Origin of the sequence: Methanoculleus sp. UBA291, from assembly GCF_002499755.1 — an archaeon.
GTDB lineage: Archaea > Halobacteriota > Methanomicrobia > Methanomicrobiales > Methanoculleaceae > Methanoculleus > Methanoculleus palmolei.
In genome coordinates this window covers 65463-78906 of record NZ_DANC01000020.1, presented here as the reverse complement: position 1 = coordinate 78906, position 13444 = coordinate 65463, and the positions used below count along the sequence as shown (strand labels likewise).

The following is a 13444-nucleotide window of genomic DNA, read 5'->3' as shown; positions in this document are numbered from 1 at the left end:
GTGTAACCGAAATGGAAGAAGATGCTAAAATGAAATTCGGGGACCGGCTCAAAACGGCGGGGATCATCGTCGCCTGCGGTCTCGCGGGCATCGTCGCCGTTGTGCTCGGCTTCATGCTCGCCGACGCCTTCATCCTTCACGCAATGGAGAATTCGGGCGGGCAGCCGATGCTCTACGTCATGGAGAGGGCGGAGCCGGGGGAGAGCGTGGCCGTCTCTCTGACCGAGCAGGACTTCGAACGGCATCCCGCGCTCGACGCAGTGATCCGGGGAGAAGAACGGAACCCTTCGGCATGGGAGTGGGGCGATCGGAACCAGCGCGTCATCGGGGGTGCAAAGGTCTCGTACGCGGAGAGCAGGGCTCTTCACGACACCTACGACTTTCTCATGGAGTACGAAGGCGCCTACTACGTGGTGCTGACGACGTGGCCGTGAAAGATGTTTCCCCACCCACGATTGCAGATTACCGGCTGGATGGGCGACGTGGAGATGACCGTGGCGGAAATCATTTATGGAAGGAGGGAGACATCCCCCTACGGGCGCCGAAACCGGCGGATACGACGTTCCGCCTTCCCCGGACGGCCCACCGCAGGAAAGAACCTGAGGATAACAGAATGAACGGGAACATCGGGGCATGGGGAGTTCTCCTGCTCCTCTCGATGCTGCTCGCAGTCGTCCCGGCGGCAGGTACAGCGGTCGATCACATCGTCGTCCCCGACCTGAAGGTGAACCAATCGATCGAGACGATTGCCGTCTCCGGGGGACTGACACTCCAGCCGGAGCTGGAGGCCACCGCGGAGGGAACCTTCGGGATACCGTTCGGTTCGGTCGTCGTCCACGCGGCCGACGGGAAGACGCTGGTCTTCGATAGAAACGGCAACCACCTGCTCTCCATCGACGACGAACTTTCCGCAAAAGTTCCCACCCCCGGCGGCGTTGAAAAACCCTGCACCTGGGTGCACGAGCTCCCGAACGATTCCCTGGCTCATTACCGCGACAACACGATCTTCGTCCTCGATACTGCCGGGAACCTCATCCTCACCATCATCAACGAAAATCCGGCGCCTGAGACCGACCCGATCACCGTCGACATCACCGCCCCGAAGGATGGCGATGAGGTCTGGATCGATGTCGTACCGCCTCACGTCACCGTCGCCGGGGAGGTCCACGCTCCTGCCGGTGTGCGAAACGTGTTCGTCCTGAGCGGAAAAAAGGAGGTCTGGTCCGGGAACCGGTCGACGTTCTCCTGCTCCGTACCGGTCTCCGCCGGGGGGGAACACGATCACCGTCGTGGCATGGGATAACCTCAGGAATCGGGCAGAAAAGACCGTGAACGTGACCGTCAGTATCGGCATCCCGCCGCCGCCGTCGATCATCGTATCGGGCGAGGTGACGGACCCCGACGGCAACCCGATTCCCGGCGCGTCGGTGCGGTTCGAGTCGGTGCTTACACTCGACGACGAACCCCTTGCGGTGACGGCCACCACGGGAGCGGACGGCGGCTACCGGGCGGAAGGCGCACCCGGGTACCGGCAGACCGTCACGGTCGAGAAGGAGGGGTATTCCCCCCTCCGGCGCGACGTCGTCTTCGAGAACCTGACGAACGAACTCGACCTGGAAATGAAGCCGTTGCCGCGGACCGTTCCGGGATGCGGTCTCCCGGCCGCCGTCCTTGCTCTCTTGGGGGCGCTCCTCCTCGGCCGGAAGCGGCGGTGAGAGGGTTCGGGACGGCTCGCCTCTGATCAAGAAATCTCCTGCCGGAAGCGCCCATGCTGAAAAATACCTCCTGTGAACCTGGACGATCGGCCTGCTCGTCGCCGTTCACCTTCTTGCCTTTGACCTCACCTGTTGCCTCCGGTCCATGGAATGCACAGCACGATCCTGTACTCGGCCGGGTTCTGCCGTCCATCGCCCATATCACGCCATACCGGATGGTCCCGGCACCACGGTTTATCACCCGCCGCTCCCAATACCTACAATAGAGAGGCTACTATCCATGGAGATCGCATTCACCAAACTGCAGGGAAACGGCAACGACTTCATCCTGATCGACGAGCACGAGACCGAGGTCATCCCCGAAGAGATGAAGGGGTCGTTTGCGGCGCTCTACTGCGACCGCAGGTTCGGCATCGGCGCCGACGGCGTCCTCTTCCTCCAGGCGTCCGATAAAGCCGATATCCGGATGCGGCTCTTCCAGCCCGACGAGAGCGAGGCTTCTATGTGCGGGAACGGCATCCGATGCCTCGCGAAATACGCCTGCGACGCCGGCTATGTGAAAGAGTCCTGCTCGGTCGAGACCGGGGCGGGGATTGTCCCGGTGACGATGAGGTTCGCGGACGATGAGTTCACCGCGACGATCACCATGCCGACGCCCGCGTTCGAACGGAGCGCCGTCCCCGCCGTCGGCGACGGTGAATTCCGGGAAGAGATCCTGGGCTTCACCGTCTATGCCGTGAACACCGGCGTCCCGCACGCCGTCGTCTTCGTGAAAGAGGTCGCCGCCGTCGATGTCGCCGCCGTCGGCCAGGCCATCAGGAACCATCCCACCTTCCCGGAAGGTGCGAACGTTAACTTCGTCGAGGATGCCGGCAACGGTATGCTCAGAATCCGGACGTTCGAGCGCGGCGTCGAGGGCGAGACCGCGAGCTGCGGCACCGGCGCCACCGCGTCGGCGGCGGTCGCCCGCCATCTCGGCAAAACCGGGGAGACGGTCCGGGTGGAGACAAAAGGCGGTCCGCTCGTCATCCGCTTCGGGGAGACCGTCACGATGGAAGGCCCCGCCGAGACGGTCTTTACGGGCGTTATACCTTTCTGATCCCGTCCCCGGTGATCACGAAATCGAACGAGAGCCCTTCCGGTCGGGACCGGTGCTTCCGGAGCACGGCCCGCCGGACACTGTCCCTCTTTTCGAGCCGGATTATGGCCTTCGAGAGGTGTTCGAGCGCCGTCCCCCCGAGGCCGGAGATCCGGTCCCGTTCCACGTCCATGAAGATCTGATTGGTGATCAGGACCGGGATGTCGTACTTCTTCGCAAGCCCGAGGAGTTTTATCATGTGGTGCGAGAGTTTCCGGAGCGCCTCCCGGCCGAGGTCGAGTTCGGTCCGGTAGAGGGCGGTGGCCGAGTCCATCACGATGAGGTCGACGGGGGCGCCGGCCCTCTTTTTAAGCAGCCCTTCCGCATCGGCGATCATCGCCCCCTGCTGAGCGAAGTCCAGCGGTTCGAAGAGGTAGAGCCGGTCCGCGTACGCCCCGGCGCTCTCCCCGGCTATCTGCGTAAACCGTTCCACCGAGAACCCTTCGGTATCGATGTAGACGACCGAGTTTCCGGCCCGGAGCGAGGCCACCGCCGCCATCAGGCAGAAGGTGCTCTTGCCGCTCGCAGGCTCCCCGTAGACCTGGGTGACCGTCCGCCGCTCGAGCCCGCCCCCGAGCAGGTCGTCAAGGGCCCCGTTCCCCGTGCCGACCCGGTCCGGCTTCATGGTTCGAGCACGCCTCGCTCGCTGAAGAGGCGGCGCGCAGTCGCCTCGACGGTGCCGGCGACCTCCCGGAACGGGACTCCGAGGTCCCGTGCGCACGCCGCCGCCTGTTCGTACTCCGCCTTTAAGGAGGTGATCTTTCCCCCCGACCAGCCGCACTTCACGTCAATCGTCCATTCCCGGCCGCGGAGGGTCACCGTGACGGGTTCGACCGTCCGTTCGGCGACGGCCCGGTGGACCATCGGCAGGCACCGTATTCCGAGCGTCCCGAGCTCCGCGGCCATCACCCCCACAAGGCGGTTGGTCGCGTCCGGGTGGCAGACGACGCGGACGAGGTGGCCGCTCCGTCCCTTCTTCATCATCGCGGGGACGGCGCTTGCGTCCCGTGCCCCCTCCTCCATCAGACGGCCGAGGGTATAGGCAAGGGCTTCCCCGGTGACGTCGTCTACGTTCGTCTCGAGGATATCGACCCGGTCGCCGGTGCCGGGCTCACCCGTCGAAACGAGCATCGAGCGGAGGACATTGGGTCTTCCCGGCGGGTTCCTGCTCCCGGCCCCGTAGCCGACCGCACGGATGCCCACCGGACCGAGGTCCTCCGGTCGAACCGTCGAGAACTCGGCGAGGAGGGCGGCGCCCGTCGGGGTGCAGAGTTCCCGCTCCTCCTCGCCGGAAACGGTCGATAGATCCGATCCGGCAAAGACCGCCACGGTTGCCGGGGCGGGGATGGGGAAGGTTCCGTGTGAACCGACCGCAAACCCCCGGCCGAGGGCGACCGGGAGAACGGCGACGTTGTCGACGCCGAGGGAGTGCAGGGCGGTGCAGGCCCCCACCACGTCGGCGATGGCGTCGTCCGCACCCACCTCGTGGAAGTGCGCTCCCTCTCCGTGAATGCTCTCCTCGGCCCGGTGTATCCGGAGAAAGACCCGCCGGGCCATATCCCGTGCCGGGGCGGGAGCGTCGCTCCCGGCAACCCGGTCGAGCACCTCGTCAAGAGTGCGATGATCGACCGGTGCATGCGCTCTCACCAGGACCGCACGGATCCCTGAACGGTCTACCCGCTCTATTGTCGGTTCACCGACGACGGAGCGCATGGCTGCCCGAACAAGCCCTTCATCGGCTCCCAGATCGAGGAGAGAGCCGATGATCATGTCGCCCGCGGCTCCGTTGAACGGGTCGAAGAGAAGTGTGTTCATGCATCTCCAGTACTTATAAATCCCCGAAATATAAGAACTAGAGGTAATGCCAGAGATATACTTGAAAGTAGATAGCGCTTATCCGGAGGATCAGGGGGCGGGCAAGGCACGGCTTGACCCTGATACCATGCTGCAGCTTCGGCTCAGTCCCGGAGACCTCGTCGCCATCGAGGGGAAGCGTCGCACCGTGGCCAAGGTCTGGCGTGCCATGGTGAACGACTGGCACCAGGGTAAGGTGCGAATCGATAATTTCACCCGGCTCAACACCGGGGCCAGCATCGGGGACCGGGTGAAGATAAAGACGCTGGACGAGGAGGTCGAGGCGAAACGGGTGGTGCTCGCGCCTCCCGAAGACCTCCCCAAGCAACTCCCCATCAACTACAGCAGTGTCGTCAACAAACTGATCGATTTTCCCATCGTGAAGAACGATTCCGTGCCGATCCAGGCGGGGCTCCCGTTCATGCAGCCCCAGCTCGTTGCATTCAAGGCAGTGGTGGTCGAGCCGGAGAATGCCGTGATCATCACCAAGAACACGAAGATCGAGTTCTCCGAGAAACCGGCCGCCGGGTTCGAGGGCGTCAAAAGGATCAGTTACGAGGACATCGGCGGCCTGAAGGGCGAACTGCAGCGTGTCCGCGAGACGATCGAACTGCCCATGCGGCATCCCGAGATCTTCCGGAAACTCGGTATCGAGCCCCCGAAGGGGGTTCTCCTCTACGGCCCGCCGGGAACGGGTAAGACCCTCATTGCAAAGGCGGTCGCGAGCGAGAGCGGAGCACACTTCATATCGATCGCGGGACCGGAGGTAATCTCGAAGTATTACGGCGAGAGCGAGCAGCGGCTCCGGGAGGTCTTCGAGGACGCCCGGCAGCATGCACCCGCCATCATCTTCATCGACGAACTCGACTCCATCGCCCCCCGGCGCGAGGAGGTGACCGGAGAGGTCGAGCGGCGCGTGGTGGCCCAGCTCCTCACGATGATGGACGGGCTCGAGGAGCGGGGGCAGGTCGTGGTGATCGGGGCCACGAACCGGCTCGACGCCATCGACCCCGCCCTCCGTCGTCCCGGACGGTTCGATCGGGAGATCGAGATCGGGGTCCCGTCGGAGGACGACCGGGTCCAGGTTCTCCACATTCACACCCGCGGCATGCCGCTTGCGGATAACGTCGACATCAACCTCATCGCCCAGCAGACCCACGGGTTTGTCGGAGCGGATCTCGCCGCCCTCGCCCGGGAGGCGGCGATCAAGGCGCTGCGGCGCTATCTCCCCGAGATCGACCTGGAGGCCGAGGAGATCCCGCCGGAGATCCTCGAGAAGATGGAGGTCCAGGGCAAGGACTTCCGCGACGCCCTCCGCGACGTAGGCCCGAGCGCCATGCGGGAGATCCTCCTTGAGGTGCCCCACACCACCTGGGAAGACATAGGCGGCCTTGATGAGGCAAAACAGGACATCCGCGAGGCGGTGGAGTATCCGCTCACCCGTCGGGAGCGGTTCGAGGACCTGGGTATCGAGCCCCCGAAAGGAGTTCTCCTCTACGGCCCTCCGGGAACCGGAAAGACGCTCATTGCAAAGGCGGTCGCAAGCGAGAGCGGAGCGAACTTTGTGCCGGTCAAGGGCCCTCAGCTCCTCTCGAAGTGGGTCGGGGAGAGCGAGCGGGCGGTCCGTGAGGTCTTCAAGAAGGCCCGGCAGGTGGCGCCGTCCATCATCTTCTTCGACGAACTGGACGCTCTTGCCACCGCCCGCGGCGGCGGCACCGAGTCGCACGTGATCGAGAGTGTCTTAAACCAGATCCTCACCGAGATCGACGGCCTTGAAGAACTCCGGGGCGTGGTGGTGATGGGCGCGACGAACCGGCCGGACATGGTCGATCCGGCGCTGCTGCGGGCCGGGAGGTTCGACCGGCTCGTCTACATCGGCGAGCCCGGCCGGGAAGACCGGGAGAAGATCCTCGCGATCCACACCCGTTACATGCCGATCGAGGGCTCGGCAATCGAAAACCTGGTGGAGATGACGGAGGGGCTTTCGGAGAACGGGATCGAAGACCTGATTCTCGCCATCGGGGCCAACCGCCGGGTGGGCGTCGAGGACGTGAGGGCCAAACGCACCGCGATGGAGGCGAGCGAGGGTGAGGAACTCCGGCGCTCCCTCCGGCGGAGAAAGATCGTCGACCTCCTCGCCCAGCAGGGCGTGACCCTCGACGATCCCGTACGAGACCGGCTTATCCGGCAGATAGCGGTCGATACCGAGGGGTTCGTCGGCTCGGACCTCGAAGCGCTCGCCCGGGAGGCGGCCATGCTTGCCATGCGGGAAGACGCCGCCCTCGTGAACCAGTCGCACTTCGAGAAGGCACGGGAGAAGGTACACGCGACGATGAACGAGCGGCTGCGGCAGTACTACGGGAAGGTGCAGCAGCATTTCAAGGGCGGGCTGCCGAAGGAGATCCAGCCGCTGGAATACCAGTAAGCGGAATACCGGGGCTATTCTCCGAAGACCTCTTTTTTACAGTTATTCGCCCCACCCGGGGTGCCCCTGCCGGCCCCTGTATGTTGAGGGGATCTGCACGAAGAACAGCGCTCGCGCCGTCGGCTGCTGCAAACGCCTGGGCGGGTGAGACAGCCCGTGATTGAACGTGCTGCCAGTGTGCAGGAGTCACCGGGGATTCTTATGACTTCCTCAACCGAAGGCAACCTATCCGCTGTCGCCCTCTCCGATACGCTCCCGCACCCGCGCATCGAGCGCCGCATCCTCGAACGTGAGATCGGCAACGATCCGCTGCATCTTACCCGAAAGCCTCCACATGTAGCGCCGTCTCGTCTCCTCACGGGTGTTCCGGGAAGAGGAGCAGGAAGATCCGTGGAGAAGAAAGAGATAGAATCCGCCCCCGGGTCGCCCCCCGACTCATGACGGGTGATTGAGCGATGAGACATCCGCGACGATCCGCTGCATCGAACCCATAGCGGTGCAGCAGCTTCGCGGGGACGGCAGCACTCCTCCGGGCATGCGCCTGCTTGAATGCGTCGTAGTCGGCACTCCATCCGAGAAGACCCTGCCGTCCGGAAGCGTCCGCTCGATGTCGTGGCCGAGCGCTGCAATTCGCAGGGCGTCGTCGGCATCGGGGCATAAGAAGAGCAGCCACCGGAGCGTGTCTTTTGCATGCGCCGGATCTTCGGGCAGGTGCGACCCCCTGACCGCCGCCCGGATGCATGCGAAGGCAGAGTCGCGTCTTCTATCCGGCACGATGCAGCACCACCACCCTGCGGATGTTCTCGGCGTTCATCAGCAACGCGAGGACGGCAAGGACGACAAGGGGTTGTGCCGCCAGGGCGCCGATGAGGATGATGAAGATCCGCACGTCGCGTCCAATCCGCAGGAACCTGCGCCTGCCGGCCGATGCATTCCCCTGCATCAGGCCGTCGTAGCGATCGGCGGTGTAACTGTTCAGGAACGTTCCGATCAGCGCCAGAAACCCCACGGAAAGGGCTGCAAGGGGCTCGCCGGCAGCAAAGACCGTATAGGTGAGACCGAAGATGATGAAACCGTCCGCATACCGGTCGAGGACCGAGTCGAACCAGCCCCCGAACGCCGTGCCCCCATAGGTCAGGCGAGCCACTTCGCCGTCACACCCGTCGATTATCGAGGAGAACTCTGCAAGGATGCCGCCTGCAACAAGGGCGGCATACCCCCCCGCCATGAAGAACGCCGCGGCAAGGAGGGCGAGAGCAAACGTGAATATCGAGATCTGGTTAGGGGTGATTCCGGTGGCGACCAGGCGCTTTGAGATTCTGGTCGAGATCGGCCGGTTCAGGTGTCGAGAAACCGGGCCGTCATTCGGTTTCTTCAGGCGATCCAGCATCTCCCGCTCTGCCTTGAGGTAAGCATCGGCATCATCGACATCGATCCAGAAATCTCCGTTGATGCCGAACGTCTTTGCCCTGCCCATCCCGGCAAGCACTCGAATCCCCCCGGAGAGCGAAGAGTCCCCTCGCCTGATGCTCTCCTCGAGGGCGTCGAAGAGGGCGTGCGAGCAGAGGAAGATCCCGGTATCGTACGCGGTATACCGCAAAAGACCCTTGCCGATATCGATGATTCGGCCGTCGTTCGCCAGCACCCTGGTCACGTCGCCCGGATCGACGAGACGATTGGATTCGGGGTGCGGATCGACCGCCAGCACGACTTCGCCGTCGGCGACCGGCCTCTGTTGCAGACCTTGAAGGATCGATTCGCTGAAGAGATGATCCCCCATCAGGAGAAAAAATCGGCCGGGGGGAATTTTTTTTTGCTTTCAGCACCGAGAGCCCGTTTCCGGCCTCCCATTCGCCGTTGAAGATGTGATGGATCGTTACGTCTCTCCTCGCGGCGAGGGTGTCGAGAAACTCACGGACCCTGTCGCCCTGGTATCCGGTGACGACGTAAAAGTCCGTCGCGCCTGCGCCCCGTGCGGTCATGATCACCCGCTCGATAAGCGGAAGGCCGAGGAGGGGTATGAGGGGTTTGGGGCTGCCCCTCTCCGCGATCCTGCTGCCGGCACCGGCGGCGATGATCAGGCACGCAGGCGTCACGACTCTCGTGCTCCACGGATAAACTCCTCGGTCCGCTGATACGCTTCGTCGTCCGGCACCTGGAGCGGCGGATGCTTCATGAAATACGCCGACGGCGAATAGAGAACGCCCCCGATGCCCCGGTCGAGCGCGAGTTTGCAGCACCGTATGGCATCGATGGCCACTCCCGCAGAGTTCGGGGAGTCTTCCACCGAAAGTCGCATCTCAAGATGCATGGGCACATCACCGAAGAGTTTTCCCTCCATCCGAAGGAAACAGACCTTGTTGTCTTTCTGCCAGCAGACGTAATCGCTCGGCCCGATGTGGATATCGTCCTCGTCGAGCCGTTTGGCCAGCACGGATTGCACCGCCTCGGTCTTCGATTCGCGCTTCGATTCCAGTCGGTTCCGGTTCAGCATGTTGAGAAAATCGGTATTTCCTCCAGTATTGAGCTGATATGTTCTTTCAAGCCGAACGCCCCGTTTCCGGAAGAGATCGGCGAGTACCCGGTGCACGATGGTCGCACCGATCTGGGCCTTGATATCGTCTCCGATGATCGGGATGCCTTTTGCTCCGAACCTCTCTGCCCATGCCGGGTTGCTTGCGATGAAAACCGGCATATTGTTGACGAAACCGATACCTGCCTCCAGGGCGCAGTCGGCATAGAACTTCACGGCCTCTTCGGAGCCGACCGGGAGGTAATTTACCAGGATTTCGGCTCCCGAATCTTCAAGGTCCCGGACAATCTCCTCTTTCGTGGCCTCGGTCTCGTCGGCGATGACAAACCTGCACGCTTCCTTGTAACCCCGCATATGGTCGGAGAAACCGTCAAGGACCTTCCCCATCTTCACGGGTACGTTCTTGCGGAGGACGGCATCGCAGAAGGTTGTCGTACAGTTCGGGGGAGCGAATATCGCCTCCGACAGATCTCTTCCAACCTTGCGCCTGTCGATGTCGAAGGCAGCGACGACATCGATATCGGTCGGGCGATAGCCCCCGACTTCCCAATGCATCAGCCCGACGGCATCGCCACTCTGCTTTCCTTTATAGTACTCGATGCCCTGGATGAGTGAACTCGCGCAGTTCCCGACGCCGACGATTGCAATCCTGATCTTCCTCACATGTGATACCCCCACATTTTCCGTATAATATATTTTCCGTACAATATATACCCGTAAATATCAACCTTATGCCTATAGTAAATACAGAGTCCCGCAGGCAAGACTACTCTACCCGGCAGACGCGGCGGCCGGATTTCGTTGTTACAGGGTTTACGTCCGGAGACGAGGGCACCGGGCAGGGCAGCTCCACCCGCATACCTGCAGATGCCAGGGCGAAGGGGGATGATATGGAACGGTGAGACCGCACTGCGCCGGCGATGCAAACCGGCCGGAAGCACCGGAAAAACGGTAGTGGGAAGTACGGCTTCCCGGGGTTAGATCATCAATGGGCCTTTCGTCACCGAATACTCGTAATGCTGGTGGCGCTGGCCGGAACCCCTGCCGAAGTAGTGCCACTTCGGGAAGTTGAAATCCGCGGTGATCGAACGGGGCATCAGGAGAACTGTCTTGAGAAATGCCTCGAGATCGGGAACGTTATAGATGTTCATCTCATGGCCCGCCGTATCCATCCAGTCGATCACCTCTTTTAACCGCTCCCTCTCCCACCGGACCGAGAAACGCGTGATTCCCCAGGAGCAGAACCTATCGAGCTCGTCTGCGACCGTCCCGGGGTCGAGGGGAATCAGATGGGTGAGATGATCGACGGGGCACTGGAAGATTGCCGACGGGTGCGCCCGGTGCAGGACTGCAAACCCGTCCTCCCCGAGCAGATCGGCGTTTCCGTTGAACCAGAGGCGGGCATCCTCAAAAGCATGGATCTTAACGAGGTCGAGCGCCTGGTCTACCAGCGCCCCGTCTTCTTTGAAGTCGAGCTTGACCGATTTGCCGTGAGCGCGGATTGGTTCGAGCACGTCGCGCAGGTAAACGAGTTCTTCCTCTTCGTCGAGGGGCGTTTCGGCGAATGAGTCGTGTCTGAGAATGATATCGTCGCCGTCGGGGTCCATCCTGACATCGAGTTCCGCCCACCGGACGTTGGAAGCCAGAAACTGGCGCAGGTTATACTCGTCGTTGACACCGTGCCAGACGAACTGGATATGGCGGGGAAGCGCACGTTCCGGGATCAGGTCGGTCAGGTCGTAGCGTCTCCCACTCACCGACCCTGCAGGCAGCACTCTCCTCGCGGATTCGAAGATCGTGTCCGCATGGAGGAGCAGGATCTCCTGCCCCGGGTCCCGGCGTGCGATCGCATCCAGGTTGTCGGGCTCATTGTCGACGACGGCGAAGACATGATACCCGATATTCCGGAAGAAGTCGACACCCGCCGCCTTGCAGTTTGTGACCTGCTGCTCCCAGCCGTACGGGTTCATGTGGAGAAGATCGCTTCTGAACCGGGTTTTGTACTCCCTGCCGAGAGCATTAAGCGAGCAGAGTGTGTCGTCTCTGATATCCTCAGGGCGCCCGGTATTGAGACCTACAAAGGTGTCTGGCTGAAGCTGGAACCAGCGAATAACCTCCATAACCCCGGTGAACGGCTGGTGTGATCCCAGGATTGCATCCGACGACCAGCGGTTGGCACGATACCAGGCAAGGATGGAATCATGATGTTTTTTCGGGATCTGCAGCATTTCAAGGAGTGTTTCGATCTGGTTTTCGTGGACCGTGATGCCGTCCAGCGTGAGCGACGAGAAAAAATCCGTCGCGTGGTGAGTGTCGTAGGACTTGAGGACTTGCAGGATCATGAAGCGCATATCGAGGATGGTTCCGTCGATATCGAAGAGGATCATAAGGTTTTCGTGAGGATGCCTGCGCCGTGTCTGCTCGTAATGCAAGGCAAGTTTCTTCATCCAATTTGTCATGGCTCTTCTCCGGGCGGGCTTTTATCCGGCCTGCCCGTCAATCCTTTGTATGCAGCGGAGACGTTGTCAGGCCTCCGATGGCCGGGAAAAACCGAAATGTCGGTTTTTCCCAGAATCGCTCCATCTTATCCAGTATAGATCCGGATAATATCTATTATCTCTCTAATTATATTATTTAAATATATATAGATGACAGTATAAATGTGCTGCCGCAACGTTGTTTTCCCGATTCAAAATCTGGCAGAGCCCCCGCTTAAAAAAAGGATGGCCCTGGAAGGACATGGCATTCCCGTGTCAGGGCTCCCGGCCGGGTCTGGAAGCAGGCTGTATCTCCCGACCGGAGAGCATTTCATAACGAAAAGGTTTCGCAGACGGACGCATCACACCTGGGGGTCGGCTCGGCAGGTTCGACCGGCTCGTCCACATCGGAGAGCCGGACCCGGACAGCCGGGGAAAGAGATCGTCGACCTCCTCACCCGGCAGGACCTGACCCTTGACGACCCCTCACGGGACCGGCTCATCAAGAAGGTTGGCGACCGATATCGAGGGGTTCGTCGGCTCGGACCTCGAAGCGCTCTGCCGGGAGGCGGCCATGCTCGTCATGCGGGAAGATGCCGTCTTCGTGAACCAGTCGCACTTCGAGAAGGCACGGGAGAAGGTGCACGCGACGATGAACGAGCGGCTGCGGCAGTGTTACGGGAAGGTGCAGCAGCACTTCAAGGACAGGCTCCCGAAGGACGTCCAGCCGCTGGAATACCAATAAAAAACTTTCCGAGGGATATCCCCCCGGAAAACCTTTTTTTTTCACGGCGATCCGTTCTCATTCGGAACAGCTATCCCTGTCCCACAGGATTTAAGGGAGTTTATGAGAATAACGGTGCCTACACTGTCGGCCGTTAGGAACATCATGTGAATGAGGATGATTTATGGTGGGGCGCGTTCTGCCGACGTGCAGGGTTGCCCACGGTGGATTTATAGATTCCCTAGGAGGGGGTGAAGTCGATATGCATATGCAAGAGACTGTCCAAGTTGGTCGAGTCCAATATTCAGTGCCTACGTGAGGCACGACTTCAAAGCGCCGTTCACGTTCGCGGCGAAGAATTTTCAATCCACGTGCCTACGTGAGGCACGACTAAATATGGAGTCCGCTGCACGATCAACGACACATTTTCAATCCACGTGCCTACGTGAGGCACGACGGCAGTTTACCAGGTATCGCCTCCCGTGGTTTATTTCAATCCACGTGCCTACGTGAGGCACGACTACGTTCTCTCTCTCTCTCTCTCTGGCAAAATCGATTATTTCAATCCACGTGCCTAC

Annotated in this window: 12 protein-coding genes and 1 pseudogene; 6 read left to right on the top strand and 7 right to left on the bottom strand. The window is 61.4% G+C overall.

Features of this window, described 5'->3' with window-relative positions; genetic code table 11:
* The first annotated feature begins 11 nt into the window (after positions 1–11).
* The 4 genes from BP737_RS04585 to dapF all read left to right on the top strand — a co-directional run bounded on the left by BP737_RS04585 (position 12) and on the right by dapF (position 2814).
* On the top strand, positions 12–434 hold the full coding sequence (locus tag BP737_RS04585) for a hypothetical protein (RefSeq protein WP_292408705.1): 423 nt from the start codon (positions 12–14) through the stop codon (positions 432–434).
* A 179-nt stretch (positions 435–613) separates the two neighbouring features.
* Positions 614–1303 (top strand): hypothetical protein, encoded by a 690-nt coding sequence (locus BP737_RS04580; RefSeq protein WP_342685964.1) that lies wholly within the window; start codon positions 614–616, stop codon positions 1301–1303.
* Complete coding sequence (locus tag BP737_RS04575) at positions 1290–1715, top strand: carboxypeptidase-like regulatory domain-containing protein (protein ID WP_292408710.1); 426 nt, start codon at positions 1290–1292, stop codon at positions 1713–1715. Before BP737_RS04580 ends, BP737_RS04575 begins: the two co-directional genes overlap by 14 nt.
* Before the next feature lie 280 nt (positions 1716–1995).
* On the top strand, positions 1996–2814 hold the full coding sequence (gene dapF, locus BP737_RS04570; RefSeq protein ID WP_292408712.1) for a diaminopimelate epimerase: 819 nt from the start codon (positions 1996–1998) through the stop codon (positions 2812–2814).
* Here dapF and radB read toward each other — a convergent pair.
* The gene (gene radB / locus BP737_RS04565; RefSeq protein WP_292408714.1) at positions 2801–3478 is read right to left on the bottom strand and encodes a DNA repair and recombination protein RadB; all 678 of its coding nucleotides are present in this window, start codon (positions 3476–3478) and stop codon (positions 2801–2803) included. The genes dapF and radB overlap by 14 nt on opposite strands.
* Positions 3475–4668, bottom strand: coding sequence for a nickel pincer cofactor biosynthesis protein LarC (larC, locus tag BP737_RS04560; protein ID WP_342685963.1), 1194 nt, complete (start codon positions 4666–4668; stop codon positions 3475–3477). Before larC ends, radB begins: the two co-directional genes overlap by 4 nt.
* A gap of 46 nt (positions 4669–4714) precedes the next feature.
* Here larC and BP737_RS04555 point away from each other — a divergent pair, with 46 nt between their 5' ends.
* Entirely contained in the window at positions 4715–7132 is a 2418-nt protein-coding gene (locus BP737_RS04555; RefSeq protein WP_292408720.1) for a CDC48 family AAA ATPase, read from the top strand.
* A gap of 435 nt (positions 7133–7567) precedes the next feature.
* On the opposite strand, the gene BP737_RS04550 is transcribed toward BP737_RS04555, so the two are convergent.
* From BP737_RS04550 to BP737_RS04535, 5 genes and pseudogenes are all read right to left on the bottom strand, one after another.
* A complete protein-coding gene (locus tag BP737_RS04550; protein ID WP_292408722.1) occupies positions 7568–7906 on the bottom strand; it encodes a hypothetical protein in 339 nt (112 codons plus the stop codon).
* Positions 7896–8912 (bottom strand): CDP-alcohol phosphatidyltransferase family protein, encoded by a 1017-nt coding sequence (locus tag BP737_RS04545; RefSeq protein WP_342685962.1) that lies wholly within the window; start codon positions 8910–8912, stop codon positions 7896–7898. Before BP737_RS04545 ends, BP737_RS04550 begins: the two co-directional genes overlap by 11 nt.
* A gap of 46 nt (positions 8913–8958) precedes the next feature.
* Positions 8959–9228: pseudogene (locus tag BP737_RS14755) on the bottom strand (NTP transferase domain-containing protein); the annotation flags it as partial.
* Positions 9225–10328: an inositol-3-phosphate synthase gene (locus BP737_RS04540; protein ID WP_292408724.1), complete on the bottom strand. Its 1104-nt coding sequence runs from the start codon at positions 10326–10328 to the stop codon at positions 9225–9227. The gene BP737_RS04540 and the pseudogene BP737_RS14755, both read right to left, overlap by 4 nt.
* 314 nt (positions 10329–10642) lie before the next feature.
* A complete protein-coding gene (locus BP737_RS04535; protein ID WP_292408726.1) occupies positions 10643–12124 on the bottom strand; it encodes a hypothetical protein in 1482 nt (493 codons plus the stop codon).
* 529 nt (positions 12125–12653) lie between these two features.
* Between BP737_RS04535 and BP737_RS04530 the strand changes: the two genes are divergently transcribed.
* Entirely contained in the window at positions 12654–12887 is a 234-nt protein-coding gene (locus BP737_RS04530; RefSeq protein ID WP_292408728.1) for a hypothetical protein, read from the top strand.
* Positions 12888–13444 lie beyond the last annotated feature (557 nt).